The 24,328-nt window shown below is 63.9% G+C and carries 30 protein-coding genes; 14 read left to right on the top strand and 16 right to left on the bottom strand.

The window, feature by feature from the left end; all coding sequences use genetic code 11:
* Positions 1–2: 2 nt before the first annotated feature.
* The 4 genes from lptB to ptsN all read left to right on the top strand — a co-directional run bounded on the left by lptB (position 3) and on the right by ptsN (position 3,879).
* Positions 3–818, top strand: a complete 816-nt coding sequence (lptB, locus tag M2281_RS06460) for an LPS export ABC transporter ATP-binding protein (RefSeq protein ID WP_280820253.1) — start codon at positions 3–5, stop codon at positions 816–818.
* A gap of 172 nt (positions 819–990) precedes the next feature.
* Positions 991–2,514: an RNA polymerase factor sigma-54 gene (rpoN, locus tag M2281_RS06455; protein WP_280820252.1), complete on the top strand. Its 1,524-nt coding sequence runs from the start codon at positions 991–993 to the stop codon at positions 2,512–2,514.
* Positions 2,515–2,760: 246 nt separating this feature from the next.
* Positions 2,761–3,348, top strand: a complete 588-nt coding sequence (hpf, locus tag M2281_RS06450; RefSeq protein ID WP_280820251.1) for a ribosome hibernation-promoting factor, HPF/YfiA family — start codon at positions 2,761–2,763, stop codon at positions 3,346–3,348.
* A 66-nt stretch (positions 3,349–3,414) separates the two neighbouring features.
* Complete coding sequence (gene ptsN / locus M2281_RS06445) at positions 3,415–3,879, top strand: PTS IIA-like nitrogen regulatory protein PtsN (RefSeq protein ID WP_280820250.1); 465 nt, start codon at positions 3,415–3,417, stop codon at positions 3,877–3,879.
* Positions 3,880–3,979: 100 nt separating this feature from the next.
* Here the strand turns inward: ptsN and M2281_RS06440 are convergent, their stop codons facing one another.
* Positions 3,980–4,249 (bottom strand): DUF1150 family protein, encoded by a 270-nt coding sequence (locus M2281_RS06440; protein ID WP_280820249.1) that lies wholly within the window; start codon positions 4,247–4,249, stop codon positions 3,980–3,982.
* A 70-nt stretch (positions 4,250–4,319) separates the two neighbouring features.
* Entirely contained in the window at positions 4,320–4,745 is a 426-nt protein-coding gene (locus M2281_RS06435) for an Hsp20 family protein (protein WP_280820248.1), read from the bottom strand.
* Positions 4,746–4,879: 134 nt separating this feature from the next.
* Here M2281_RS06435 and M2281_RS06430 point away from each other — a divergent pair, with 134 nt between their 5' ends.
* Positions 4,880–5,821, top strand: a complete 942-nt coding sequence (locus M2281_RS06430; protein WP_280820247.1) for a nucleoside hydrolase — start codon at positions 4,880–4,882, stop codon at positions 5,819–5,821.
* A gap of 294 nt (positions 5,822–6,115) precedes the next feature.
* Here M2281_RS06430 and M2281_RS06425 read toward each other — a convergent pair whose 3' ends face one another.
* From M2281_RS06425 to M2281_RS06400, 6 genes are all read right to left on the bottom strand, one after another.
* Positions 6,116–6,727, bottom strand: coding sequence for a LysE family translocator (locus tag M2281_RS06425; RefSeq protein WP_280820246.1), 612 nt, complete (start codon positions 6,725–6,727; stop codon positions 6,116–6,118).
* 75 nt (positions 6,728–6,802) lie between these two features.
* A complete protein-coding gene (locus tag M2281_RS06420) occupies positions 6,803–7,225 on the bottom strand; it encodes a hypothetical protein (protein WP_280820245.1) in 423 nt (140 codons plus the stop codon).
* Between the two features lie 22 nt (positions 7,226–7,247).
* Positions 7,248–7,634, bottom strand: a complete 387-nt coding sequence (locus M2281_RS06415) for a hypothetical protein (RefSeq protein WP_280820244.1) — start codon at positions 7,632–7,634, stop codon at positions 7,248–7,250.
* 50 nt (positions 7,635–7,684) lie between these two features.
* Positions 7,685–9,139 (bottom strand): amidase, encoded by a 1,455-nt coding sequence (locus M2281_RS06410; RefSeq protein WP_280820243.1) that lies wholly within the window; start codon positions 9,137–9,139, stop codon positions 7,685–7,687.
* A gap of 5 nt (positions 9,140–9,144) precedes the next feature.
* Positions 9,145–10,056, bottom strand: a complete 912-nt coding sequence (locus tag M2281_RS06405) for a ribokinase (RefSeq protein ID WP_280820242.1) — start codon at positions 10,054–10,056, stop codon at positions 9,145–9,147.
* A 104-nt stretch (positions 10,057–10,160) separates the two neighbouring features.
* A complete protein-coding gene (locus tag M2281_RS06400) occupies positions 10,161–11,039 on the bottom strand; it encodes a methylated-DNA--[protein]-cysteine S-methyltransferase (RefSeq protein ID WP_280820241.1) in 879 nt (292 codons plus the stop codon).
* Between the two features lie 113 nt (positions 11,040–11,152).
* On the opposite strand from M2281_RS06400, the gene M2281_RS06395 reads away from it, so the two are divergent.
* Positions 11,153–11,971, top strand: a complete 819-nt coding sequence (locus tag M2281_RS06395) for a class I SAM-dependent methyltransferase (protein ID WP_280820240.1) — start codon at positions 11,153–11,155, stop codon at positions 11,969–11,971.
* On the opposite strand, the gene M2281_RS06390 is transcribed toward M2281_RS06395, so the two are convergent.
* Complete coding sequence (locus M2281_RS06390) at positions 11,972–12,466, bottom strand: DUF2244 domain-containing protein (protein ID WP_280820239.1); 495 nt, start codon at positions 12,464–12,466, stop codon at positions 11,972–11,974.
* Between the two features lie 22 nt (positions 12,467–12,488).
* On the opposite strand from M2281_RS06390, the gene nth reads away from it, so the two are divergent.
* Complete coding sequence (gene nth / locus M2281_RS06385; protein WP_280820238.1) at positions 12,489–13,274, top strand: endonuclease III; 786 nt, start codon at positions 12,489–12,491, stop codon at positions 13,272–13,274.
* A gap of 6 nt (positions 13,275–13,280) precedes the next feature.
* Here nth and M2281_RS06380 read toward each other — a convergent pair whose 3' ends face one another.
* On the bottom strand, positions 13,281–13,739 hold the full coding sequence (locus tag M2281_RS06380; RefSeq protein WP_280820237.1) for a DUF2214 family protein: 459 nt from the start codon (positions 13,737–13,739) through the stop codon (positions 13,281–13,283).
* A gap of 332 nt (positions 13,740–14,071) precedes the next feature.
* Here M2281_RS06380 and M2281_RS06375 point away from each other — a divergent pair, with 332 nt between their 5' ends.
* Complete coding sequence (locus M2281_RS06375; protein ID WP_280820236.1) at positions 14,072–14,605, top strand: GNAT family N-acetyltransferase; 534 nt, start codon at positions 14,072–14,074, stop codon at positions 14,603–14,605.
* On the opposite strand, the gene M2281_RS06370 is transcribed toward M2281_RS06375, so the two are convergent.
* A complete protein-coding gene (locus tag M2281_RS06370; protein WP_280820235.1) occupies positions 14,586–15,989 on the bottom strand; it encodes a UDP-glucose dehydrogenase family protein in 1,404 nt (467 codons plus the stop codon). The two genes, M2281_RS06375 and M2281_RS06370, sit on opposite strands and share 20 nt — an antisense overlap.
* A gap of 536 nt (positions 15,990–16,525) precedes the next feature.
* Between M2281_RS06370 and rnk the strand changes: the two genes are divergently transcribed.
* Together rnk and M2281_RS06360 are read left to right on the top strand one after the other, a co-directional pair.
* Entirely contained in the window at positions 16,526–16,942 is a 417-nt protein-coding gene (gene rnk / locus M2281_RS06365) for a nucleoside diphosphate kinase regulator (protein ID WP_280820234.1), read from the top strand.
* A gap of 173 nt (positions 16,943–17,115) precedes the next feature.
* Positions 17,116–17,673: a GreA/GreB family elongation factor gene (locus M2281_RS06360; protein ID WP_280820233.1), complete on the top strand. Its 558-nt coding sequence runs from the start codon at positions 17,116–17,118 to the stop codon at positions 17,671–17,673.
* A 43-nt stretch (positions 17,674–17,716) separates the two neighbouring features.
* Here M2281_RS06360 and M2281_RS06355 read toward each other — a convergent pair whose 3' ends face one another.
* The 3 genes from M2281_RS06355 to M2281_RS06345 all read right to left on the bottom strand — a co-directional run bounded on the left by M2281_RS06355 (position 17,717) and on the right by M2281_RS06345 (position 18,804).
* Positions 17,717–18,112: a hypothetical protein gene (locus M2281_RS06355; protein WP_280820232.1), complete on the bottom strand. Its 396-nt coding sequence runs from the start codon at positions 18,110–18,112 to the stop codon at positions 17,717–17,719.
* Between the two features lie 116 nt (positions 18,113–18,228).
* The gene (locus M2281_RS06350; protein WP_280820231.1) at positions 18,229–18,540 is read right to left on the bottom strand and encodes a hypothetical protein; all 312 of its coding nucleotides are present in this window, start codon (positions 18,538–18,540) and stop codon (positions 18,229–18,231) included.
* Between the two features lie 99 nt (positions 18,541–18,639).
* On the bottom strand, positions 18,640–18,804 hold the full coding sequence (locus M2281_RS06345) for a hypothetical protein (protein WP_280820230.1): 165 nt from the start codon (positions 18,802–18,804) through the stop codon (positions 18,640–18,642).
* Between the two features lie 207 nt (positions 18,805–19,011).
* Here M2281_RS06345 and M2281_RS06340 point away from each other — a divergent pair, with 207 nt between their 5' ends.
* From M2281_RS06340 to M2281_RS06325, 4 genes are all read left to right on the top strand, one after another.
* Positions 19,012–19,965: a ring-cleaving dioxygenase gene (locus M2281_RS06340; protein ID WP_280820229.1), complete on the top strand. Its 954-nt coding sequence runs from the start codon at positions 19,012–19,014 to the stop codon at positions 19,963–19,965.
* A gap of 57 nt (positions 19,966–20,022) precedes the next feature.
* A complete protein-coding gene (locus tag M2281_RS06335) occupies positions 20,023–20,586 on the top strand; it encodes an NADPH-dependent FMN reductase (protein WP_280820228.1) in 564 nt (187 codons plus the stop codon).
* Between the two features lie 238 nt (positions 20,587–20,824).
* Complete coding sequence (locus M2281_RS06330; RefSeq protein WP_280820227.1) at positions 20,825–21,172, top strand: MAPEG family protein; 348 nt, start codon at positions 20,825–20,827, stop codon at positions 21,170–21,172.
* Between the two features lie 173 nt (positions 21,173–21,345).
* Positions 21,346–22,254 carry an alpha/beta fold hydrolase gene (locus M2281_RS06325; protein WP_280820226.1) on the top strand — a complete coding sequence of 303 codons (909 nt, stop codon included), beginning with the start codon at positions 21,346–21,348 and terminating at the stop codon, positions 22,252–22,254.
* Between the two features lie 154 nt (positions 22,255–22,408).
* Here the strand turns inward: M2281_RS06325 and M2281_RS06320 are convergent, their stop codons facing one another.
* Positions 22,409–22,708, bottom strand: coding sequence for a hypothetical protein (locus tag M2281_RS06320; protein ID WP_280820225.1), 300 nt, complete (start codon positions 22,706–22,708; stop codon positions 22,409–22,411).
* A gap of 292 nt (positions 22,709–23,000) precedes the next feature.
* Entirely contained in the window at positions 23,001–24,227 is a 1,227-nt protein-coding gene (locus M2281_RS06315) for an aromatic ring-hydroxylating oxygenase subunit alpha (RefSeq protein ID WP_280820224.1), read from the bottom strand.
* Positions 24,228–24,328 lie beyond the last annotated feature (101 nt).

Here is a 24,328-nt window from a genome sequence, read left to right as displayed (position 1 = left end):
TAATGCAACAGCGTGCCTCGTTAATTTCGCGCCTGTCCGGGCGCCTGCGACCGACTACGGCGGCTCCTGCCGTGCGCAAGGACGGCGCAAGCCTCAAGGGCACGCTGATCGCAAAAGGACTGACCAAGGCCTACAAGGGCCGCACCGTGGTCAACGGCGTGTCGCTCGGCGTGCGCGCCGGCGAGGCCGTCGGGCTTCTGGGCCCGAACGGCGCCGGCAAGACCACCTGCTTCTACATGGTCACCGGGCTGGTGCCGGTGGACAAGGGCACGATCGAGATCGACGGCTTCGACGTCTCCTCCATGCCGATGTACAGGCGTGCCCGCCTGGGCGTCGGCTACCTGCCGCAGGAAGCGTCGATCTTCCGTGGGCTGAGCGTGGAAAACAACATTCGCGCCGTGCTGGAGGTGGTCGAAAAAAGCCGCAAGGAGCGCGAGCGCACGCTCGATTCCCTGCTTGACGAGTTCCATATCGCGCATCTGCGCAAGTCGCCGGCAATCGCGCTGTCCGGCGGTGAGCGGCGGCGACTGGAAATCGCCCGCGCGCTGGCCAGCCGTCCCAACTACATGCTGCTCGACGAGCCCTTTGCCGGCGTCGATCCGATCGCCGTGTCGGACATCCAGCAGCTCGTCCGCCACCTCACCAAGCGTGGCATCGGCGTCCTCATCACCGACCACAATGTGCGCGAGACGCTGGGGCTGATCGACCGCGCCTATATCATCCATGCGGGCGAGATCCTGAAGCACGGCTCGGCCGCCGATATCGTCGCCGACCAGGACGTGCGCCGTCTCTATCTTGGCGAAGGCTTTACGCTTTAGTTCCGCTAACCGCGGATTTCCCCGGATATCTCTCTTTCGATCTCCGCCATGGGGCAGATTCTGCTGGCCTTTTCCTTGACAAGCAAAAGCCGGGCCAGTTTGAATGTGCCTATGATTTCGGTCCTCGGAGAGCTTCTCCGCGGCCCACGAGTGGGATGTAGAGTTCATCGTCATGGCGCTTGCGGCCAAGTTGCAGCTTCGGCAGTCGCAGTCCCTCGTGATGACGCCGCAGCTCATGCAGTCGATCAAGCTGCTGCAGATGACGCATGTCGAACTGGAGCGCTTCGTTGACGAGGAGATCGAGCGCAATCCGCTTCTCGACCGGACCGAGCAGCATGACGAGGTCGCCTCAGAGGCGCCGGCAAAGGCCGACGGGCAGTCCGAGATGGCCGACGACTGGGGCGGCTCGGACACGATCCTGAGCGCCGAATCCATCTCCGAAAAGCTCGACACTTCGCTGGAAAACGTGTTTCCCGACGATCCGGGTACCATGGAGCAGCTGGGGCCGGACCTGGCTGCCCAGTGGAAGTCGTCGTCCGGCTCGGGGGCGGGGCCGTCCGGCAGTGGTGACTTCGACATGGAGGACGTCTTCGCAGCAGCCGTGACGCTGCGCGACCATGCAGGCGAGCAGATTGCGTTTGCCTTCGCCGATGCCGGCGACCGCCTGATCGCCCATGACCTGACCGATGCGCTCGACGAGATCGGTTATATGCGCGGCGACATAGCCGAAATCGCCGAACGGCTCGGCGTTGGCGAGGCTGCCGTTCTCGATGTGCTGAAAATCTGCCAAACCTTTGAGCCAGCTGGCATTTTCGCGCGCGACCTTGCCGAATGCCTGGCGCTCCAGCTCATACATCGCGATCGCTACGACCCGGCCATGCAGGCCCTTGTCAGCAATCTCGAATTGCTGGCGCGCCGCGATTTTCAAACGCTCAAGAAGCTCTGCGGCGTCGACGAAGAGGACCTGGTGGACATGCTGGCCGAGATTCGCCGGCTCGACCCGCGTCCCGGGCTGGCTTTTTCGAGCGGCAGTGCCGACACCATCGTCCCCGACGTGGAAGTGCGGCCGGCCAGCGACGGCAGCTGGACGGTCGAGCTCAATCCGGAGGCGTTGCCGCGGGTTTTGGTCGACAACATCTATTTCGCGCAGGTCTCCGCGCTGACGAAAGACCAGGCGGAGAAGGATTTCCTGGCCGAATGCCTGCAGAATGCCAACTGGCTGACCCGCAGCCTCGACCAGCGCGCCAAGACCATCCTCAAGGTCGCCTCCGAGATCGTGCGCCAGCAGGACGCGTTCCTGATGCACGGCGTGCGGCATCTGCGGCCGCTCAATTTGCGCACGGTGGCGGAAGCCATCGGTATGCATGAGTCGACTGTCAGCCGCGTCACGGCCAACAAATACATGCTCACGCCACGCGGTGTGTTCGAGCTGCGCTATTTCTTCACGACCGCGATCGCCTCGGCCGGCGAGGGCGATGCCCATTCGTCGGAAGCGGTGCGCGACCGCATCCGTGGGCTCATCGAAGAGGAGCAGCCGGCGGACGTCCTGTCCGACGATGCGATTGTGGATATCCTGCAGCGCGAAGGTATCGACATCGCGAGGCGTACGGTCGCCAAGTATCGGGAAAGCATGAACATTCCCTCGTCGGTGCAGAGGCGGCGCGAGAAGCGTGCTCTGGCCGCCGCCGGGCGGTAACGCACAGCACCAAATCGGGGCAATTTAGGCCTTGATTGACAACCGCCTGGGAAGTGACTAGAAGCCCGCCCGCAAGGGAAAGGGCGTGGCCCGGAAATAGATGACCCCGTCTGGAGACGGCTTGTGACTAAGCGGAAAGTTCAGGCTTAAATTCGGCGCGAGACCCGCCGTGAACCTTGTTTGCGCCGTCCATGGGTATAAACTCGGAAGCGATTTGAAGTCTGAACAAGGAAGGTCAGTTTTCAGATGACTCTACGCATATCGGGAAAGCACATGGACGTCGGCGATGCGTTCCGTATACGCATCGAGGAGCGGATCGGTGAAGCGATCGATAAGTATTTCGATGGCGGGTTTTCCGGACATGTAACGGTCGTGAAATCGACGTCGCGCTTCGCGGCCGACTGTATGATCCGCCTCGACACAGGCATGGCCCTTCAGGCCGCAGGCGAGGCGCAGGAGCCGGTCGCCGCCTTCGAGGCGGCGGCAGAACGTCTCGAAAAGCGCCTGCGCCGCTACAAGCGCCGCCTGAAGTCGCACAATCCAGGCTTCAACGGCGCGGCTGTCAGCATCGCCTATACGGTGATGGCGCCGCTGACCGACGAGGACGAAGAGGATGAACTGCCGGTAGACTACGCGCCGGCGATCGTCGCCGAAACCAGCATGGCGCTCAAGACCATGACGGTTGCCTCGGCGGTGATCGAACTCGATACCAAGGACACCCCGGTGTTCGTCTTTAGAAACGCCGGGAATGACCAGGTCAATATCGTCTACAGGAGGCCGGACGGAAATATCGGGTGGATCGACCCTTCGACGACAAAAATCGCGCAGGGATAAGAAACGTCTCCTGACCGAGGTACCGAATTGGGGTTCGGGCGATCGGGCAGAGAAAGGATATTGGGCATGGATCTGAGCGATCTGATCGAGGTGCAGGCAATCATGCCGGCCTTGAAGGCGAATTCCAAGAAGCAACTGCTGCAACTGCTCGCCGAAAGGGCCGCCTCGATCACAGGGCTGCCCGAGCGAGAAGTTTTCGACACCATCCTCCAGCGCGAGCGCCTGGGATCGACCGGCGTCGGCAACGGCATTGCCATTCCGCACGGCAAGCTGCCCGGCGTGAAAAGCATCACGGGCGTTTTCGCGCGGCTGGAAACGCCGGTGGAATTCGAGTCGCTGGACGACCAGCCCGTGGATCTGGTGTTCCTGCTTTTGGCCCCTGAGGGCGCCGGCGCGGATCACCTGAAGGCGCTGTCGCGCATTGCCCGCGTGCTGCGCGATCCCGACACCGTCGCCAAGATCCGCGGCACCCGCGATGCAGCGGCAATCCACGCGCTGCTTTCGGACACGCAGACCTCGCACGCGGCCTAAGCTTCAGATTTTAGGAAATTTCGGCGCCGGGCGGTCCTTGGACCGCCCTTCGTCTTTTACAGCGCCGTTCGCCCAATTGGACGAGGTTAGGAACCGCCGGTCAGTGGATGGCGACCGGGGTCAGGTGATTCTCAAAGGCGCCCGCAAGGGCAGTGTCGCGCGCATCGGAGAGCAGGATCGGCTGGCCATTGGCGGCAAACAGCGCCCAGACTTCCATGCCCGAAGCGATCTCGGTCAAGCTTGGGAACTTGCCCTTCAGTTCATCGCTGTCGATCTTGCGGAGATAGGCCACGGTGCCTTCGCCCAGATGGGCGAGTTCGGACTCGGTAAGAACCGGTTTCGGTTCGTGGTAAGTGGATGTCGTTGTCATAATGAGCCTCCTTCTTGCGGGGCGTCGTTAGGACCAAACCCGCGCTAGAGCTGCTTGATTCCGGTGACCTTCAGTCTTTCACCGAAATGTTGATTTTCCGTACGAAGCGTTCCGGCTCCGGTCGGTCGAGGTCGACGGACAGAAGTCCGTTCTTCAATTCGGCCCCGATGACCCGCATGCCGTCTGCCAGGACGAAGGTGCGCTGAAACTGCCGCGCGGCGATGCCGCGGTGCAGAAACTCGCGTTCGGTGTCTTCTGTCTGCTTGCCACGCACCACCAACTGGTTTTCCTCGGTGGTGACTTCCAGATTGTCCTCGCAGAAGCCGGCCACAGCCAGCGTAATGCGCAACGTCTCACCGTTTCCTTCGGACCGACGCAGCCGCTCGATGTTGTACGGCGGGTAACTGTCTCCCGACTTCGCCAAGCGCTCCAGCGTCTTTTCCATTGCATCGAACCCGAGCAGTAGCGGGCTCGAAAAGGGCGTCATGCGACTCATTTACGTGTCCTCGAAGAGCGACCTAAAAGGAAAAACCCTGTTGGCATTTTTCCCGTTGTTGCTGATATGGTCCGCGCCACGAACAAGTTCAAGCCTGCTTCGATCACGGGCGGATCACATAAGGGAAAGCGTAAATGGCAGCCACGCAGAAGATAATCATCGATACCGATCCGGGCCAGGACGATGCCGTCGCCATCCTTCTGGCGCTGGCGAGCCCTGAGCTGGAAGTGCTTGGCCTCACTGCGGTTGCCGGCAACGTTCCCCTGCATCTGACCGAGAAGAACGCGCGCAAGATCTGCGAGTTGGCCGGCAAGCCGGACACCAAGGTCTTCGCCGGCGCCATCCGCCCGATGGTGCGCCCGCTGGTCACCGCCGAGCATGTGCACGGCAAGACCGGCCTCGACGGTCCGGACCTGCCGGAGCCGACCATGAAGCTGCAGGAGCAGTATGCGGTCGACTTCATCGTCGAGACGCTGATGAAGGAGGAGCCCGGCACCGTCACGCTCTGCCCGCTCGGGCCGCTCACCAATATTGCGCTGGCGCTGGTGCGCGAGCCGCAGATCGCCAAGCGCATCAAGCAGATCGTGCTGATGGGCGGCGGCTTCTTCGAGGGCGGCAACATCACCCCCACCTCCGAATTCAACATCTATGTCGATCCGCACGCGGCCGATGTGGTGTTCCGCTCGGGCGTGCCGATCGTCATGATGCCGCTCGACGTCACCCACAAGGCGCTGACCACTGCCAAGCGCATCGAGGCCTTCCGCAAGATGGGCACCAAGGTGGGCGACGCCACCGCCGAACTGCTCGACTTCTTCGAGCGCTTCGACGAGGAAAAATACGGCACCGACGGCGGCCCGCTGCACGACCCGTGCGTCATCGCCTATCTGATCAAGCCCGAGCTGTTCAAGGGCCACCACTGCAATGTCGAGATCGAGCTCGGCTCGGAGCTCACTTTGGGCATGACCGTGATCGACTGGTGGGGCGTCACCTCGCGTGCGAAGAACGCCACCGTCATGCGCGACATCGACCATGACGGCTTCTTCGCCCTGTTGGCTGAAAGGCTGGCGCGGCTGTAGCGGCAGCTTGGCGCGGCGCTCTCTTCTCCCTTGAGGGAGGGCGATCGCACTTAGAATTCGACCCCCACTCCGGTTTGCTTCGCAAACCACCTCTCCCCCGTTCGACGGAGGAGAGGAATCGCCGTCCGCACGGCTGGCACCCTTCCTCTCCCCTTTTGAGGGGGAGAGGTGCCGAGCGAAGCGAGGCGGAGTGGGGGTAGGTCGCAGCAAAGGCGATTGCCCTGCCACCGGGAGCGCAAAGCGCCCGCGCGCTTCATCCCGCGCTCGAAGCGCCGTCTCGAAGGACGCACCTATTCATCGCCGCGAGAAGGCCAGCCACAGTCCGCCGCCGATGAGAAAGCCGCCGCTGAGGCGCGAGAGCAGGCGAATGCGGCGGGCCGAAAGCAGGCGCCCGGCGCGGCCGGCCAGCATGGCATAGGTCGAATCCGACATCGCCGCGAAAACCAGCGCGGTGGCGCCCATGATGACGATCTGCAGCGGGTAGTTGCTCTTCGGATCGAGGAACTGGGGGATGAAGGCGCCGAAGAAGATCAGCGTCTTGGGATTGCTGATGGCGACCAGAAAACCCTGCAGGAAAAAGCCGCCGCGCGGCGGCACCGGCGCGGCGCCCTCGGCCAGTCGGCCGCCGGCGCGCAGCATCTGCCAGCCCATCCAGATGAGATATGCAGCCCCCAGCAGCCGCAGCCATTCGAACCAGTGGCCGGCCGATTCGATCATGGAAGTGAGGCCGATGCCGACGATGCCGATCATGACGGCAATGCCTACTTGCGTGCCCGCGACATTGAGCAGCCCGGCGCGGGTGCCGTGGCGCATGCTGGAGGCGATGATCAGTGTGACGGTCGGCCCGGGCACCAGGATGATGATGATGCAGGCAAGGACATAGGCGGCATAGATTTCCAGCGACATGGTCGTGATCCCTTTCAGCACAAGATCAATGCATTCCGTAAGGGAACTGTCCAGAGGCCGGTTTTGGCTACTCGCCTAGAACTGTTGGTTGAAAGGCACGACGCAATTGGGCGCTACGCAATCGGGTGGAACCACATGGTAGGTAATCGTGCCGTTGGCGCGCGTCCGCTTTTCGACCTCGACTGCCGATCCGACCGGATGCGGACGCGATATCTGATCTGAGACGACCACGGTGTCGTTGCCGCCCAGGGAGACGATATACTGATAGCTGGTCGCCGCAGTCGGCTCGCCGTAGGATTTTTGCGGGATTCTGGCGATGGAGACTACGCTCCCCTGCAAGCGTTCGGATTGCACGACAGGGCTATCGAAGCGAAGCACCAGGAACAGCACCATGCAGACACTGACAGCCAGCACGGCAGCACCGATGGTCCATTCCCTGGCATGAGCACGCAAGAGCGCAATCCGAAACTGGAGGCGATTTCGCAGGCTGGTCGTCACGACTTGCCCTCCGAGCGTTCGGTCAAGGCGCTGCGCAGTCGGGTGTCTCGCAGCCGGGCGGGACGAGATGGTAGGTCACGACGCCATTCTTACGCGTCCGGCGCTCGACTTTGATGACTGACCCGACTTCGCGAAGCTGACGGTCTTCGATCGTGACAAGCTGACCGCTATCACTGAGCTTCACCATGTAGTGAGAGGGGGAAAACCCTTTCAGCGGAACCTCGTAGATCGATACTACGACTGCTTGCAGCCTTTCATACTTTACGACTGTGCTGTCGTAGCGAAAGCCTGCCACAAGCATTGCGCTTACAATGCCGACAGCTAAGGCAACGCCGACGGCATATTCGTCGACGAGCCTGCGCCAGAGCTCAAGCCGAAACGCAAGGCGGTTCCGAAAACTGATAGGCACGGCCTGTCCCCCGCCGCTTCATCGAAGCCGGCCGCGGGGGCGTTATGCCGTCATGCCCCCGCTGGCCATGGCAGGACAGTTTCATAAGCCGCAGCCGCCTGCAATACGGCGAGGTCGCCGCGCGGGCGGCCGATGAGCTGCATGCCCATGGGCCGGCCTTGCGGGTCGAACCCCACCGGCACATTGACGGCCGGGCAGCCGGCCAGCGAGGCATAGGCCGAGACTTCCATCCAGCGGTGGTAGCTGTCCATTGCGCGGCCGGCGACTTCCTTCGGCCAGTGTGTGCTGACCGCGAAGGGGAACACTTGCGCGGTGGGCAGCGCCACCAGGTCGAAGCGCTCGAACAGGTTCAGCAGCGTCCGGTACCATTTCGAGCGGACGGTCGAGGCGGCGTGCACCTGCACGGCCGTGAGACGCATGGCGCCTTCGACTTCCCACACCGCTTCCGGCTTCAGCAGGCCGCGCCGGGCCGGGTCGTCGAAATGCGCCTTGAGTTCGCAGCCGCTGGTGGCCTGGCGCAGCGTGATGAAGGCGCGCCATAGTGCATCGAAGTCGAAATCGGGCACGACAGGTTCGGCGGCAAAGCCGACTTCGCCAAAGCGCCGCAAGCCTGCCTCGCAGAGCTCCAAAATGCCGGCTTCGACCGGCAGATGGCCGCCGAGATTGCCAAACCAGGCGACGCGGCCGCCCTTGGGCGAGGCGGCGAGCGCGTCGAGATAGGAGGCTTCGCCACTATGCGAGAGCGGCGCGCGCGCATCATGGCCGGCCTGCACGTCGAGCAGCAGCGCCATGTCGCGCACGTTGCGGGCCATCGGGCCCTCGAGGCCGATCTGCGAGTGGAAAACTTCGTTCATCGGCCCGCCCGGCACCAGTCCCTGCGAAGGGCGCAGGCCGAAGACATTGTTGAAGGCGGCGGGGTTGCGCAGCGAGCCGCCAAAATCGCTGCCGTCGGCCACCGGCACCATGTCGAGCGCCAGCGCAACGGCCGCGCCGCCGCTCGATCCGCCGGCTGTGAGGGCGGGGTCGAAGGCATTCAGCGTCGCGCCAAAAACGTTGTTGTAGGTGTTCGAGCCGAGGCCGAATTCTGGCGTGTTGGTCTTACCGACGAAGATGGCGCCGGCCGCGCGCATGCGCTCGACGAAGAAATCGTCCTCGTCGGGCACGAAATCGGCGTAGATCGGCGAGCCGAAGGTGGTCTTCAGGCCCTTGGTCAGCGCGAGGTCTTTTATCGCGATGGGCAGGCCGTAGAGCGGGCCGGGCGTGGCGCCCTTCGCCAGCGCGCTGTCCGCGGCATCGGCGTCAGCGAGGATGTCGCCGCGGTCGCGTAGCGACACGATCGCGTTCACCTTGGGGTTCACGGCCTCGATGCGGTCGAGGAAGGCGCTCGCCACCTCCCGCACCGAAAGCTGCCGCGCCTTGATCTTTTCCGCCAACTCCACCGCCGACATGCGGCAGATGTCGCCTGCCGGCGGCAGGTCATGCTTCCAAACAGGACGGATGGTCATGCTGGTCAGCCCACCAGCTGGCCATCAAGTGCTGCATCCACCTCGCTGGCAAGCGGGATCGCCGGCTGCGCTCCGGGCTTGAGGCAGGCGAGCGAGCCGGCAACGGCTGCGCGCCGCAGCGCGTCGCCCAGCGGCAGGCGCTGAGCCAGGCCGGCGGCCAGATAGCCGCAGAATGTGTCGCCGGCGCCGACCGTGTCGACGGGCGTGATCTTGAGCGCGGGCACGCTAAGAAAAGCCTCGGGCGTCGCCGCAAGCACGCCGTCGCCGCCGAGCGTGACGATGACGGTGCGGCCGGTCTTTTCGGCAAAAGCCTTCATGCGGGCGGGGCGGTCAGCACCCGAAAGCGCCAGTGCCTCGCAATAGAGGTCGAATTCGGTCTCGTTGGCGACGACGTAGTTCGCCTTGCCGAGGAAGGTGGCGGCTTCCTTGCGGAAGGGCGCGGTGTTGAGGATGGCGATGGCGCCGGCGGCTGCGGTGGCATCGAGTGCTGCTTCGACGGTCTCAAGCGGGATCTCGTGCTGCAGGAGCACGATGTCGCCCTTTTCGAGCGCGGCTTTTTCAAGATCGGCCGACAGCACGGTGGCATTGGCGCCGGGCACCACGGCGATCATGTTCTCGCCGTCGTCGCCCACCAGGATCAGCGCGGTGCCGGTGGGTGCCTCGGCCTCGGCCGCGCCGGAAAGATCGACCTTGCCGTCCTTGAGAAGCGCCAGCGCCTCGCCGGCAAAAGCATCCTTGCCCACCGCCCCGATCATGCGCACCGAAGCGCCGGCGCGCGCGGCGGCCAGCGCCTGATTGGCGCCCTTGCCGCCCGGCGCCGTCTTGAAGCCGCTGCCCGGCACGGTCTCGCCCGGAGCGGGGAGCCGGTCGACGCTGGCAATCAGGTCGAGATTGATGGAGCCGATGACGGTGATCAAGGATAGCCTCCTGGAGAATTGCGCCGGGAAGCTATCCTGCTGAAGCAGACAAGGAAATACCGAATCGGACGCAATCGACAGCCCGATCCGGCATCGCAGCGACACTAGGACGTAAGCTGCCCGACCTCCCAGCCGAGGATGGCGCGCTTGCGCGTCAGGCCCCAGTGGTAGCCGGTCAGCGCGCCGGACTTGCCGACGACCCGGTGGCAGGGCACCACGAAGGAAATCGGATTGGCGCCGACCGCCGCGCCCACTGCGCGGCTGGCCGAGGGCGAACCGATCTTGGCGGCGACGTCCGCATAAGTGCAGGCCCGGCCCATGGGAATCCGGAGCAGCGCGTCCCAGACGCGGATCTGGAAGTCGGTGCCGATCATGACGATGCGCAGCGGATCGTCCGGGCGCCAGCGGGCCGGGTCGAAGATGCGCGCCGCATAGGGCGCGGTGGCCGCCATGTCCTCGACATAGGCCGCGTTCGGCCAGCGGCCGGACATGTCCTCGAAGGCCTCGCGCTCATGGCCGGCGTCGTTGAAGGACAGGCCGGCAAGGCCCCGGTCGGTGACCATGATCAGCGCCACGCCAAAGGGCGAGATGTGATAGCCGTAACGGATGGTCAGGCCTTCGCCACGGCTCTTGTAGGCGCCCGGCGACATCGCCTCGTGGGTGACGAACAGGTCGTGCAGCCGCCCGGGGCCGGACATGCCGACCTCATAGGCCGTGTCGAGCAGCGGCATGCCCTGGTCGAGCAGATGGCGCGCGTGGTTGAGCGTGACGGCCTGCAGGAATCCCTTGGGGGACAGGCCCGCCCAGCGGGTGAACAGCTTCTGCAGCCCGGTCGGGGTCTCGCCCACTTGCGCGGCAAGCGTCTCCAGCGAGGGCTGGTCGCGATAGTTGAGGCTGATCTTTTCGATGACGTGGCGAACGATCTCGTAATCGCCGCCCTGGGGCGTGATTTCCTCACGCAATATCGCGGTTCGTGCGTTCATGGCTTCGACTCCTTGAACGCGATTATCCATCTGTGATCCCGGCATGACCACCCGAAACTTGCCTTATGGGGTTTCGACCCCAGATAGCATAGCCCATGCCACCGGGAAGCAACATGGTACGTGAAAAGGTATCCCTGACCAGGGAGCGGGAAACCCTGCTCATCACCCTTTATGGCAAAGCCCTCGAAAGCAGGCGTCCGAACTCCATCCTGGCGGATCACTTCGCCGAGGAGGCGGCCGCCAGGATCGACTACGATTTTTCGAAGCTGAAGGTCGATGGCGTCATGGGGGTGGGCTTTGCCGCCCGCGCCAGGACGCTGGACGACTGGGTGCGGGCGTTCCTGGCAGACCATCCGGACGCGATCGTTCTGGATCTGGGCTGCGGCCTCGACACGCGGGTGTTCCGCATCGACCCGTCTCCCAGGGTCGAGTGGCTCGACGTCGATTTTCCCGAAGTGGTCGAGCTGCGCCGCCGGATTTATCCGCTGCGTGAAAACTATCGGCTGATCGCCACATCGGTCACCGAGCCGGACTGGCTGGCGCGCGTGCCGCGGGGCAGGCCCGCAATCGTGGTGGCTGAAGGGCTGACGCCCTATCTGGCGGCCAAGGACGGCCCGCTTCTGCTTTCGCGCCTGGTGTCGCACCTTAGCTGCGGCGGCGAGGTGATCTGCGACCTCTACAGCGATCTCGGCCTCAAGCTCGTGCGCCAGAACCCGGCCATTCGCGTCACCGGGGCGGAGGTCCATTGGGCCGTCAACGACCCACACGACCTCGAACGGGCCGTGCCGGGGCTGAAACTCGTCGAGGAGGCTTCGGCCTACCGCCCGGAGCACTTTTCCCACATGGACTGGTCCAACCGGTGGATCGCGCTCGCGTGGAATATCGTTCCGCCGCTGCGCAAGATCGGCAGGCTGGTCAGGTTCCGATTCTGATTAGCGCTTCTTGGCGGTCGCCAGCGCGAGCGTAAACGCCTTGGCAAAGCTTTCGCGGTCGTCCGGATTGAGGAAGCTGCCGATCGGCACGCTCTTTTCACGCGAGACCACGGCCATATCGGTGATGCCGATCTCGGCGTGGCGCTTGACCGAAAACCGCGCCCAGAACGGGTTGAAGTGGTGTTGCTCCGATCGGCCGGATGCCGCCACCTTGAGGATGTCGAGGCTGGTGCGCGAGACGATCACCTCCTCGCTGACGCGGGCGGCGCGATAGTTCAGCCGGAAGGCGATGTAGAGCCCGAGCACATCGAGGCCGAAGAAACCGAACACCGGCCAGGCGCCATGGGCGATGAAGAAGATGCCGGTGACGATCCAGCCGAAGGTCATGGCTCCCATCAGGACGAGGAAACCGGTGCGGCCGAGCGATCGGTAAGGCTTCAGGAGCGCGTGGAAAAACGGCTCGTCGGCAGCATAGGCGGCGTTTGTATCGCTCATGGCGGCAGTTTATAGGAAAGCGATGAGCATCCCCAAAGCAAAAGATCGAGAGAGTTCGAAAAAGCCGCCGGCAAAGGGCAGCGGCGCCACGCGGGCAAAGCCCCGCGCGCGCCGGCCAAAGACGCTCTACACGCCGGCGGAGATTCACGAGATTTTCCGGCGCTTTTCAGTGCAGCGCCCCGAGCCGAAGGGCGAGCTGGAGCACGTCAACGCCTTCACACTTTTGGTTGCAGTGGTGCTGTCGGCCCAGGCCACCGACGCCGGCGTCAACAAGGCGACGCGGCCGCTTTTCGCGGTCGCCGACACGCCCGAAAAGATGCTCGCGCTCGGCGAGGAGAAGCTCGGCCAATATATCCGCACCATCGGCCTGTGGCGGGCCAAGGCCAAGAATGTGATTGCGCTTTGCGAGGCCCTGATCCGCGATCACGGCGGCCAGGTGCCGGACAATCGCGACGAACTGGTGAAGCTGCCAGGCGTCGGCCGCAAGACCGCCAATGTGGTGCTGAACATGGCCTTCGGCCAGCACACCATGGCGGTGGACACCCACATCTTGCGCATCGGCAACCGCATCGGCCTCGCGCCCGGCAAGACGCCGGAGCAGGTGGAAGCCGAGCTCGTCCGCATCATTCCCGAAGAATATATGCGCCATGCCCATCACTGGCTGATCCTGCACGGGCGATATGTGTGCAAGGCGCGCAAGCCCGAATGCTCGCGCTGTGTGATCGCCGATCTTTGCAAATACAAGGAAAAGACCACCAGCATTCCGGCGCCGCTGGTGCCGATCGAGCCGCTGGAAGCGGCCCAGTAGGGTACTTCAGAACTGACCGTAGCCGCGCGCCATCGCCGCTGCGAAGATCGGGATCAGCATGAAGAACATCATCTCGGCGCGCAGATAGCCGCGCACCGAGGCAAGCTCAGTCGCGGGCACGGCAAAGGCGGTGTCGGCGCCGGCCTGCCGCTTCCACGACAGGAAGCGCAGGGTGGGCGGGACCGACAAGAGACCCACGGCGGCAAAGGCCGCCATCTTGGCCCAGAAGGTCCAGCTGTGGACGTAGAAATCCCAGCCCTTGAGGCCATAAAACACCCTCACGATGCCGACGACGATGACGAACAGCGCGACAAGGCCGTAGGCGCGGTCGATGCCGGCAAGCCTGCCGATCGTCCGATGCGTCATCTCGTTGCGGATCAGCACGACCTCGGCAGCAAGGACCGCCGCGAGCGAAAAGACCAGTATGTGGTGGAAGATGGCGAGCAGCAGGTCGACGGTATCCATGGGTTTTCCTCTGGAGTCGGGCTGGGCAACTGTCCATGCATAGAAGTGCCGTGATTTCGGCTGTGGTCAAGCGCCCGGAAGGCGCTCCACTTGTGCTTTGGTGCGTCCTTCGAGGCTCGCCCTGCGGGCTCGCACCTCAGGATGAGGGAGATTTGCGCCGACGGTCCTCATCCTGAGGTGCGAGCGAAGCGAGCCTCGAAGGACGCACCGTGATAGCTCGAGGCGCAAAGCCTGCGGTTGTCGCTTCAACGATGGGTGGCTAGGATGAGCCTTGCGTAAACGTCGCAAGCATCCCTCCGACCAGCGTATTTTCCCGTAACATCAAGCAAATCATGATGAATTCCAAAAACTCCGACATTCCCGTCATCGAGACGGCGCGCACCATCCTCCGGCCGCATCGCCTCTCGGATTACGAAGCCTCCCTGGCCCTGTGGGCCGACATGGCCGTCACTCGCTTTATCGGCGGCCGGCCGTCGACGGGCGAGGAGGTCTGGGCGCGGCTGCTGCGCTATGCCGGGCTCTGGAAGATGCTGGGTTACGGCTACTGGGTCGTGGACGAGCGGGACACAGGCCGTTTCCTCGGCGAGGTCGGGTTCCAGGATGTGAAGCGCGATATCGAGCCCGACTTCGGCGGCGCACCGGAGGCCGGCTGGGTGATCGCGCCTGCGGCGCATGGCAAGGGCTTTGCCAGCGAGGTGGTGACGGCGATCCATGAGTGGGCCGACCGGAATTTCGGCGGAAAGCGCACCGTCTGCATCATCGACCCGGACAATCTGCCCTCGATCCGCCTTGCGGAAAAAAGCGGCTACCGGGAAGTGACGCGCACCACCTACAAGGGCTCGGCCGTCATCCTGTTCGAGCGCTGAGACGTAGGGCGCTTGCGTCGGGCGCCTTGGTTTCCGGGGCGGACGAGGTCTCAGTGCGCTCCGTCCGGCGCGGCTTTTCCGACGGGCGACCGATTGCTGTCAGCGTGAAGCCGTGATGCTCGGCCGCCGCGGGGTCGAAGGCATGGCGGAAATCGACCAGCACGCGACGGCGCATGCCGCGCCCGAGCCGGCCGAGATCGAGCGCCTTCAGGCTTTTCCAGTCGGTCATCAGCACGGCGGCATCGGCGCCGGCAGCGCACTCGTAGGGGTCGTCGAAGAAATCGACGTCGTCGAGCACGGCGCGGGCATTTTCAATGCCTTCCGGGTCGTGCGCGCGGATGCGGGCGCCGGCACGCTGCAGCGCCTCGATAAGCGGGATGGACGGCGCCTCGCGCATGTCGTCCGTCTCGGGCTTGAAGGTCAGGCCAAGGATCGCGACTGAGGCACCTTCGGCCAGGCCGTCGAGCGCGTCGATTACCTTCAGCGCCATGCGTCGCTTGCGCGCGTCGTTGACCGCGAGCGATTCCTGGACGATGCGCATCGGCACACCGTGATCCTGCGAGGTGCGCAATAGCGCCAGCGTGTCCTTGGGAAAGCACGAGCCGCCATAGCCCGGCCCGGCATTGAGGAAGCCCGCGCCGATGCGATGGTCGAGCCCCATGCCGAGCGCCACCTCGCGCACATCGGCGCCGACGCTTTCGCACAGGTCGGCCATCTCGTTGATGTACGAGATCTTCACGGCGAGGAAGGCGTTGGAGGCGTATTTGATCAGCTCGGCGGTGCGCCGGTCGGTCGCCAGAATGGGCACGTTCTGCTCGCGCAGCGGCGCGTAGAGCGCCTGCAAAACTTCCTTCGCGCGGCTGTCATTGGCGCCGATGACGACGCGGTCCGGCCGCTGGAAATCGCCGATCGCGCTGCCCTCGCGCAGGAACTCGGGATTGGAAGCGACGGCGAAGCTGGCGTCCGGCCGCGCGCGGGCCATCAGGCGCTCGATCTCGTCGCCGGTGCCGACCGGAACGGTCGATTTGGTGACTACGACGGTGAAGCGGTCGATCAGGCCCGCCACCTCGCGCGCTGCGGCATAGACGAAGGCAAGGTCGGCCTCGCCGTCGCGCAGGCGGGGTGGTGTGCCCACGGCGAGCAGCACGATATCGGCGCCGGCAACGGCGACCGAAAGATCGGTGGTGAAGGATAGGCGCTTCTGCGCCACCGCTTCGTCGACCAGCCGGTCGAGGCCGGGCTCGTAGATCGGAAGTTCGCCGCGGTGCAGGGCCGCGATCTTTCTGGCGTCCTTGTCCGCGCCGACGACTTCGTGTCCCCAGCCGGCGAAGCAGGCTGCCGAAACCAGACCGACATAACCAGTGCCGATAACTGCAACTTTCACGGGCCTGATCCTCTTTGGGCGAAGCGCGACGCCTTTGGATGCAGGGCGCCGATTCGCTGATGATCCTGCGGCCTTCCTAAACCCTCACCTTGACACTCGTATTACAGGCTTTTTGCTGGCTCAGGACGGCGCGCCGGGCGAAACGGGAGCCGGCAAGCGTGCTTCGACATGGGCGGGAATCTCACGCAGCGGCATGGCGTCGCGATCTTGCCGAAAAGCGCGGAGTTCCGGGCTTTCCAACTGACCTCGGCAGGCTTCGCTTGACTTTGTCGTCAAGTTTCGGAACACTCGCATCATGACTACCGCCGCAGAAATTCGAACCGTTTTTTACCTTCGGGTGTGCCCCATCGCGGGATTGTAACCCCCGGCTCGGCTGCCATGCGCCCCCGAGCCGTGGGGCGGATACGGCATTTTTCGCAAGCATTCAGTCTGCGAATTCGGCGCTTTCAACAACAGCAATGACTACTGCCAGCTAGGCAGCCGCACGCCGCAGCCCATGACCGGGTTCCGTCGCGGTCACAACATTTGGGTGCATTATGCAGGAAAAGATCAAGCACAAGCGCAAGCCGGTCATCAAGATCGGCGCGACGGACCACGCAAAGCTGCTTTCCTTCGCCGAGGCGATGGAAAGCCGCAATCCGGAAATGGCCGAGGAACTGATGCTCGAGCTCGAACGCGCCAAGGTGGTGGCGGATGGCTCGCTGCCGGCCGACGTGGTCCAGATGGGTTCGATCGTCACCTACAAGCCGGACACCGGCGAGACCAGAACCGTGACGCTGGTGTTCCCGGGCGATGCGGATATCGCACAGGGCAAGATCTCCATCCTGACCCCGATCGGCACCGCGCTGATCGGCCTCGGCACCGGACAGGCGATCGCCTGGACCGCGCGCGACGGCCGCACCCATGAGCTCGAGATCGTCGAAGTGCGCCAGCCGGCTCCCGCCGGGGCCTGACGGCATGATCGTCCGTCCCGTTCGGCATTACCCGATCTTCCGCGCAGGCAATCTCGTCGCAGGAGCGTGACCCCTGCGCCGGACACGCGTCCGGCTCAGGGGAACTCTTCCGCGATCAAGAGAAACGCTTGTGGCCGTCAACCGCCAGGATGCGGTGCGGCCGGAGATTTGCCATGTCGAACACGGATGTCTGTCAGCTGACGACGAAGGACTACACCATTCTCGAAGTGATGCAGGAGCGCTGCCTGGGCCGGGACGATCCGATCCGGGAGCTCCTGCGTCGCAAGCTCGACGGCGCGACCGTCGTCTTCCGCGACGACATTCCGCCCACCGTGGTCACGCTCAGCAGCCGCGTGTCGTACCGCATCGACGACGGACCGGCCGAGACCCGCATCGTCGCCCATGACGAGATGCGCGGAATGGTCGGCTCGGTGCTGTCGATCACCAATCCGCGCGGACTGGCGCTGCTCGGCCTTGCGGAGGGCCAGTCGATCACCATTCGCCGCATCGACGGCGAGGAGGAGACGCTGACCGTGCAGGAGGTGGTCTATCAGCCGGAGGCGTCGCGGCGCGAAGCCGACACGCTGCAGCGCGGCGGCGTGCCGCCCAAGCCGCGCGGGCCGATCCTGCGCCTGGTCCACCGGTCCGACGATGTTCCGCTGCGCCCGAAGCGGGAGCTTCTGTCGCCATTCGACGGCGGGCCGGACGATCCGGGGCCGTCGGCGGCGTGAAAGGGTGACGGCCCGGCGCTAGCGGCTTGGCTGCAGCACTTATTCACTGCTTGTCGCAGGTGGTGGCGGAAAAGTTTCCGCTCGCCTCGCGCATGATGATGTCGAAGGACGCCGCCGCGTCGCTGTTGGCGGTGACCTGGGTGAGGTCGATCGAGTTGCCGCCCGAGGTGAAGCCGCCGAGCGGGCCGAGCCAGGTGAGGTCGCCCTCGGGACTGAGTTCGTATTTCTGGGGCGGCGGCGGCGGTCCGAATCGATACGGGCCGCGATAGCTGTCGCCCTCGATGATGATGTCGCCGAGATGGATGAACTGACCGAGGGTGTAGACCTCGCAGTGGTAGACGCCGTCGACCAGGCGGCCCTGGGGCGGGTCGGCCAGCGCGGCGCCGGTGGCGGCTGAAAGCAGGAGGCCGGAAAGACAGGCGGCTTTGAAAGTCGTCATCGTCATGCCTCTGCCAATGTCTGGGCCTGCCATGCAATCGGGCGCGCGGAACCCCGCGCGACTCTCGCGAGCAAAGCACTCCCGAAGACGCTCGGCAAGGGCTGCCGTCCGTGCGCCTACATCTGGTCGTTGTAGGGTTCCTTGGTCTGCGCCACCATTCTGGCAAGCTCCGAAAAGCTCGGAAGATCGCCGGTCGAGAGGCTGCCGCCATTGGCAAGCTGCAGGAGGCGGATTGGGAAACAGACGGCGTCGCGGTTGGCAGGCGACATGTCGTCGATGATGTGGTCGTCGGCGGTGGCGTTGGCCTCGGCGCGGCGCAATGCCTTGTCGATCTCCTCGACGCTGAGGATGCCCTTCTTGACCAGCACGTCGTTGATCGAGGCGATGGCGAGGTAAAGGCCCTCGAGCTGCAGGTTGGCGGTGTTCATCGGTCCCTCCGGAAGGCGGTTGCGATCCGGTTTAACGCGTAGCGCGGCGGTATGATCCCGCCGGGATAGCTGGTCGAATTGCCGGAAATATCGCTGACTTTATTGCGGGGAGGTGGGGAGCCCCGCCGTGCGGCAGTTCAGCGTCGACCATTTCGCGCAAGGAGCCGCAGTGGATTCGATCTGCGCGGACAGCCTCGCGAGCTCCGCAAAGCCGATCGCGAAGCCCGAAATCAGCACGGACAGTACAACCAGGCGCAAGGTCATCGTCCCCTCCTTGCAGGCCACCCCCATGGCACGAGCGAGAAGATAGAGTGCTTCGCGCCGGCTGGAAAGGTGTCCGTTTGGTGGACAATCGACCTTTGCGTGTCCACACTTCGAGCACGGACTGTCTCTCGCCGTCCATCTGGCCGGCCAGGGCGATAAGCGCCATCTTGTGCCCAACACCCCGCAAAAAACGGGCAGGAGACGCACATGACACTTGAACTGACCGGCATCCACCATTTGACGGCGATCACCGCCAATGCCGCACAGAACCTGAAATTCTACACCAAGACGCTCGGCCTTCGCCTGGTGAAGAAGACCGTGAACCAGGACGACACCAGCGCCTACCACCTCTTCTATGCCGACGGGCAGGCAACGCCCGGAACCGACATCACCTTCTTCGACTGGCCGGTTGGCCAGGAGCGGCGCGGCACCCACAGCATTGCTCGCACCGGGCTGCGTGTTTCGGGCGAGGGCAGCCTTGCCTGGTGGCGCGAGCATCTCAAGGCCGAAGGCGTTGCGGCCGGCGAGATCGCCGAGATCGGCGGCTACCGTTCGCTCGACTTCGAGGATTTCGAAGGCCAGCGGCTGCGGCTCGTCGATGATGGCGGCAGGGGCGAGGTGCATCCCTGGGCCGGCAGCACCATTCCGGCCGAGCACCAGGTCCGCGGCCTTGGGCCGATCACACTCAGCGTTCCGGACCTCAGGCCGACCGAACTCGTGCTGACCAAGGTGATGAACATGCGCCAGGTGCGCGATCATGCTTCGCCCGACGGCAACGGCCATGTCCATGTCTTCGCAATGGGCGAGGGCGGGCCGGCGGCCGAACTGCACGTTGCCGTGCAGCCGGGGCTTCCGATTGCCATGCAAGGCGCGGGCGCGGTGCATCACGTCGCCTTCCGCACTCCGGACATCGAGCATATGCACGAATGGACGGAGAGGCTGGAGAGCTTCCGCTTGCCGTCCAGCGGCGAGGTGGAGCGCTACTATTTCCGCTCGCTCTATTTCCGCGAGCCCAACGGCATCCTGTTCGAGATCGCGACGGACGGACCCGGCTTCACGGCCGACGAGCCGCTGGATAAGCTCGGTGAAAGGCTGTCGCTGCCGCCCTTCCTCGAGCCCAAGCGCAGCTCGATCGAAGCCCGTTTGAAGCCGCTTGCCTGAAGACCTTGGCGCGGGGCGCTGATCCGCCTCGCGCCGCCATTCGCATGGAGTATTTAAATGACGAAACTGGTTGGCATATCCGGAAGCCTGCGCCGCGGCTCTTACAACACGGCGCTTTTGCGCGCGGCCGTGCCCATGGCGCCGTCGGGCGTCGAATTCGTTGCCGCGACGATCCATGGCATTCCGCTTTTTGACGCCGATGTCGAGGCAAGCGAAGGCATCCCTCCGGCGGTTGTCCAGCTCAAGGAACTGGTTGCGACGGCTGACGGCGTGATCCTCTTCACGCCCGAATACAACAATTCGCTGCCCGGCGTTTTCAAGAACGCAATCGACTGGCTGAGCCGTCCGTCGAGCGACATCAAGCGCGTATTCGGCGGCCGTCCCTTCGCGGTCCTGGGCGCTTCGCCCGGCGGTTTTGGCACCGTTCTGAGCCAGAATGCCTGGCTTTCGGTGCTGCGCACCCTGGGCACCGAGCCCTGGTTCGGCGGACGCTTGCTCGTTGCCCGCGCTGCCACCGTGTTCGATGAAAACGGCAATCTCACCGACGAGAAGGTGGCCCAGCAATTGCAGGAATTCATCCGCGGCTTTGCGGAATTTGCCGCTGCCCACCGCCGCGCCTGAGGGGGCGTCACGTCGGCGAAAGCCGTCGCTCGACGATGGCAATTCGTGTATGGTTTGGAAACCGGCAGCGGCGCTAGTCCTGCCGGTTTTCCCGTTCCGGATCGTGGGGGATGATCCATGGACAAGGTAAGCCTGCAAAACCCGCTGTTTGCGACCTATGTCATTGCCGCCGCGCTGATGATCCTTAAGGCCGTCAGCATGTCCTGGCTCACCGTCGTGCGCATGACGCAGGAGAAGGGTGGCTACCGCTCGCCGGAAAGATCTGCGGAAGACTGCGCTCAATCCCAACCCGGACCCGCAACAGCTCGAACCCAACGAACGGGTCGAGCGCATCCGCCGCATCCAGCTCAACGATCTGGAGAACCTGCCGTTCTTTCTGGTCGCGGGCCTGCTGTTCGTCCTGACCGACCCGCCGCTGTGGCTCGCGCAGTGGCTGCTCTATGGCTATGTGGTCTCGCGCCTGCTGCATTTCGCGGCCTATCTCACCGCGCAAACCCATGACATGCGCGCCACGCTCTGGACCGTGGGCTCGCTGATCCTGATCTTCATGGCCCTTTGGGCGCTGGTGGCAGCACTTCACGCCTGACAGGGACGCCTCCCAACAAGCGCAATCGTGCAACTGTCGCCGGTCTCGTCCGGTGATTGTGTCATGGCATCTGAGGTTCTGGAACATTTTGAACCCGACGGGGTTAGGGGGACTAGTTCTTCAAAGATTTTGTCAGAGATTTTGCGGGATCTCGCCACAACAGGAGGTCAGCCATGCGCATCTTCGGCTTGCTCGCGTTGGGTGCCTTGCTCGCAGCCATCCCGGCCCGGGCCGAGGTTCAACCGTTCCCGCCCAGTTTCAAAACCGAAAAGATTCAGACCAACGGGGCGGAAATCTTCGTCCGCGTCGGTGGTTCCGGCCCGGCGGTGGTGCTGTTGCACGGTTACGGCGAGACCGGCGACATGTGGGCGCCGCTGGCTGCCAAATTGGCCGAAAACCATACCGTCATCGTTCCGGACCTGCGCGGCATGGGTCTGTCGTCCCATCCGGCGGGTGGCTATGACAAGAAAACGCAGGGTGGCGATGTTGCCGGTGTGCTTGATGCGTTGAAGGTCGGCAAGGTCGATCTGGTCACGCACGACATCGGCAACATGGTCGGCTACGCCTTCGCCGCGGAACACCCCGATCGTGTGACCGAATTTGTGCTGATGGATGCGCCGCTGCCGGGCGTCGGGCCCTGGGAGGAAGTCCTGAAGAACCCGCTTCTGTGGCATTTCCGTTTCGGCGGTCCGGATATGGAGCGGCTGGTTGCCGGCCGCGAGCGCATCTATCTGGATCGCTTCTGGAACGATTTCTCGGCCGACCCCAAGAACTTCGACGAAGCCTCGCGCGAGCACTATGCCAAGCTTTACGCCTTGCCGGGCGCCATGCATTCCGGTTTCGAACAGTTCAAGGCTTTTGACCAGGACGCGATCGACAACAAGGCGTTCCTCGCCAAGGGGCCGCTGCAGATGCCGGTTCTGGCGATCGGCGGCGAAAAGTCATTCGGCTCGACGATGGCCGTCGTCATGCGCTCTGCGGCAAGCAATGTGCAGGAAGCGGTCATCCCGAATTCGGGGCACTGGCTGATGGAGGAAAATCCGGCGGCCACGATCGATGCGGTAACGAAATTCCTGCAATGACACGTGTCTGCGTTGATCGCTCGGACAAGGCGTGATGCGACGGCCTCGGACCGGCTGTGCCGTGAGTGTCTGGGTGAACGCCCGGCCCCACGGGCGATAGGGGGGCAAAAAGCCGGCAGGCGGAGCCCAACCGCCGCCCGCCAGCCTCCGGGCGTCAGAAGCCGCCGATCGTGTCGCAGAAGTCCCTTTCGTGATCGTTCTGCGGGTCGGCGCATTCGCCCTTGATCTTGGTGTGCCGTTCCTCGGGGAGCATGTCCCACGCGGCCTTCATTTCTTCCTTCGAGCGCATCTTCGTCATTTCCCTGTCCGCAAACATCGGACCCACGACCTCGGAATTCTGGATATCCCGGCCGCTCGTGGCGGTCTGGTCGGCTTCGTTCGATGTCTGAGCATATGCGGCCCCCACCGCAAGACCGAAGGCAACTGAAGCGATCGAAAGCAACTTGAACGTCATGATAGCCTCTCCATTTGGGGTTCTGCCAAGAGATGACACTAGAAACGCCCTTTGAAGTAGGACGATGTCCGAAGAGGTCCAGAGGTTGTAGGCAATAAAACTTCTGATGGTGCCCGGGGTGGTTAACGTTTGCTGCGAACGTCAAGCGTTTGGCGTTTGTTGCGGTTCGGATCGACTATTTGCCGGCTGAGAAAGTGTCAGTCAGCTGCCGCCATTGAGAGTCCCAATCATACGAAAGCGGCCAGCGCCTCTTTTCGAACGCGCCGGCCGCCAATAACTTGCTCGCCCGGGATCAGGGGCGGCTGATCTCGTCGAGATACCAGTTGATGTAGCGCAGCTCGTTGTGCTCCATCGGCGCGATCGGGCCGGGCTCGAAGAAGCGCGAGGCGACACCGCGAGCGGTGTGCTCGATGATCTTCTTGTCCTCTTCCGTGGTCACCTTCCACAGCCAGGTCAGCTTGTCGAAGTCGTAGTCGCGGCCTTCTTCTGCGTCACCGCGCACCAGCCAGATCAGCTCCATCTCGCAGCTGTCGACCGTCTTGGGGATGAAGCGGTAGATCATGCCATGGTCGGCATAGCAGACCAGGAACGTCGTGCCGCCGAGATGGATGGAGGTGACGCCGCCGTCATAGGCGGTGAAGCGGCCCATCAGCGGGGCCACCGGCGAACCGTCCTGGCTTCCGGTCGAGACGCCGTCATAGAGGGCGTAGCGGAAGGTGTGGATCGCTTCCTGGCCGCCGGCCGAATTCTGCCAATGGTTGCCGCTGACGACCTCGACGCCCAGCGCGCAGGTGCGGGCTTCCATCGCCGCGTTCAGCTTCTCGATCATCTCCAGCGGCTGTTCCAGCGCGTGCGTCTGCGAATATTCCGGATGCGCCGGGCCGCAATGGTAACACTCGACATAGTTCTCGACCGCGAGCTTCCAGTTGGAGTCGATGGCATAGGTCTCGCGATGCGCGACCTTGGCCTCGCCCCAGCCATACTGGCCGCAGCTGGCGCGCAGCGCTTGCTCGATCGGATCGAAGTCGAGCGGCTTTTCGGCGAATGAGATGAAGACCAGCCCCGAGGCGACGCGCACATGGATCTTCTTCAGCCCATGCGCCGAGCGGTCAAAGTCCTTCGGCATCAGCCGCGCGGCGCGCAAGCTGCCGTCATTGGAATAGGTCCAGGCGTGATAGGGGCAGACGAAGAATTTTGCATTGCCTTTGGGCTTGGTGCAGACCTCGGCGCCGCGATGGCGGCAGACATTGAGCATGGCATGGATGGTGCCGTCCGCGCCGCGCGACAGGATGATCGCCTCGTTCCCGATCTTGAAGAGCTCGAAGTCGCCCGGATTGGGGATCACGCTTTCATGCGCCAGGCAGTGCCAGTGGCGATGGAAAACGCGCTCCATGTCGCGCTCGAAGATGGCCGGGTCGCTGTAGAAAGCCCGCGCAAGGCCATGGCCGGGGCGGTGGGCCGCCACGAGCGCGTCGATCGGGTCGTTGTGGGAAAGGTGCTGGATGGGATTTATGCCCATGACGGTATCCTGTCTGGCTCAGGGTTGCAGCGATTTGGAAGTGGGCTCGACGGCGTTGATGGCCGTCGAGATGGATGAAGCGACGCAAGGCGCGCCGGCAA

It is taken from the genome of Pseudaminobacter soli (ex Li et al. 2025) (assembly GCF_029892515.1).
GTDB lineage: Bacteria > Pseudomonadota > Alphaproteobacteria > Rhizobiales > Rhizobiaceae > Pseudaminobacter > Pseudaminobacter soli_A.
This window is presented reverse-complemented; position numbering and strand designations above follow the sequence as displayed.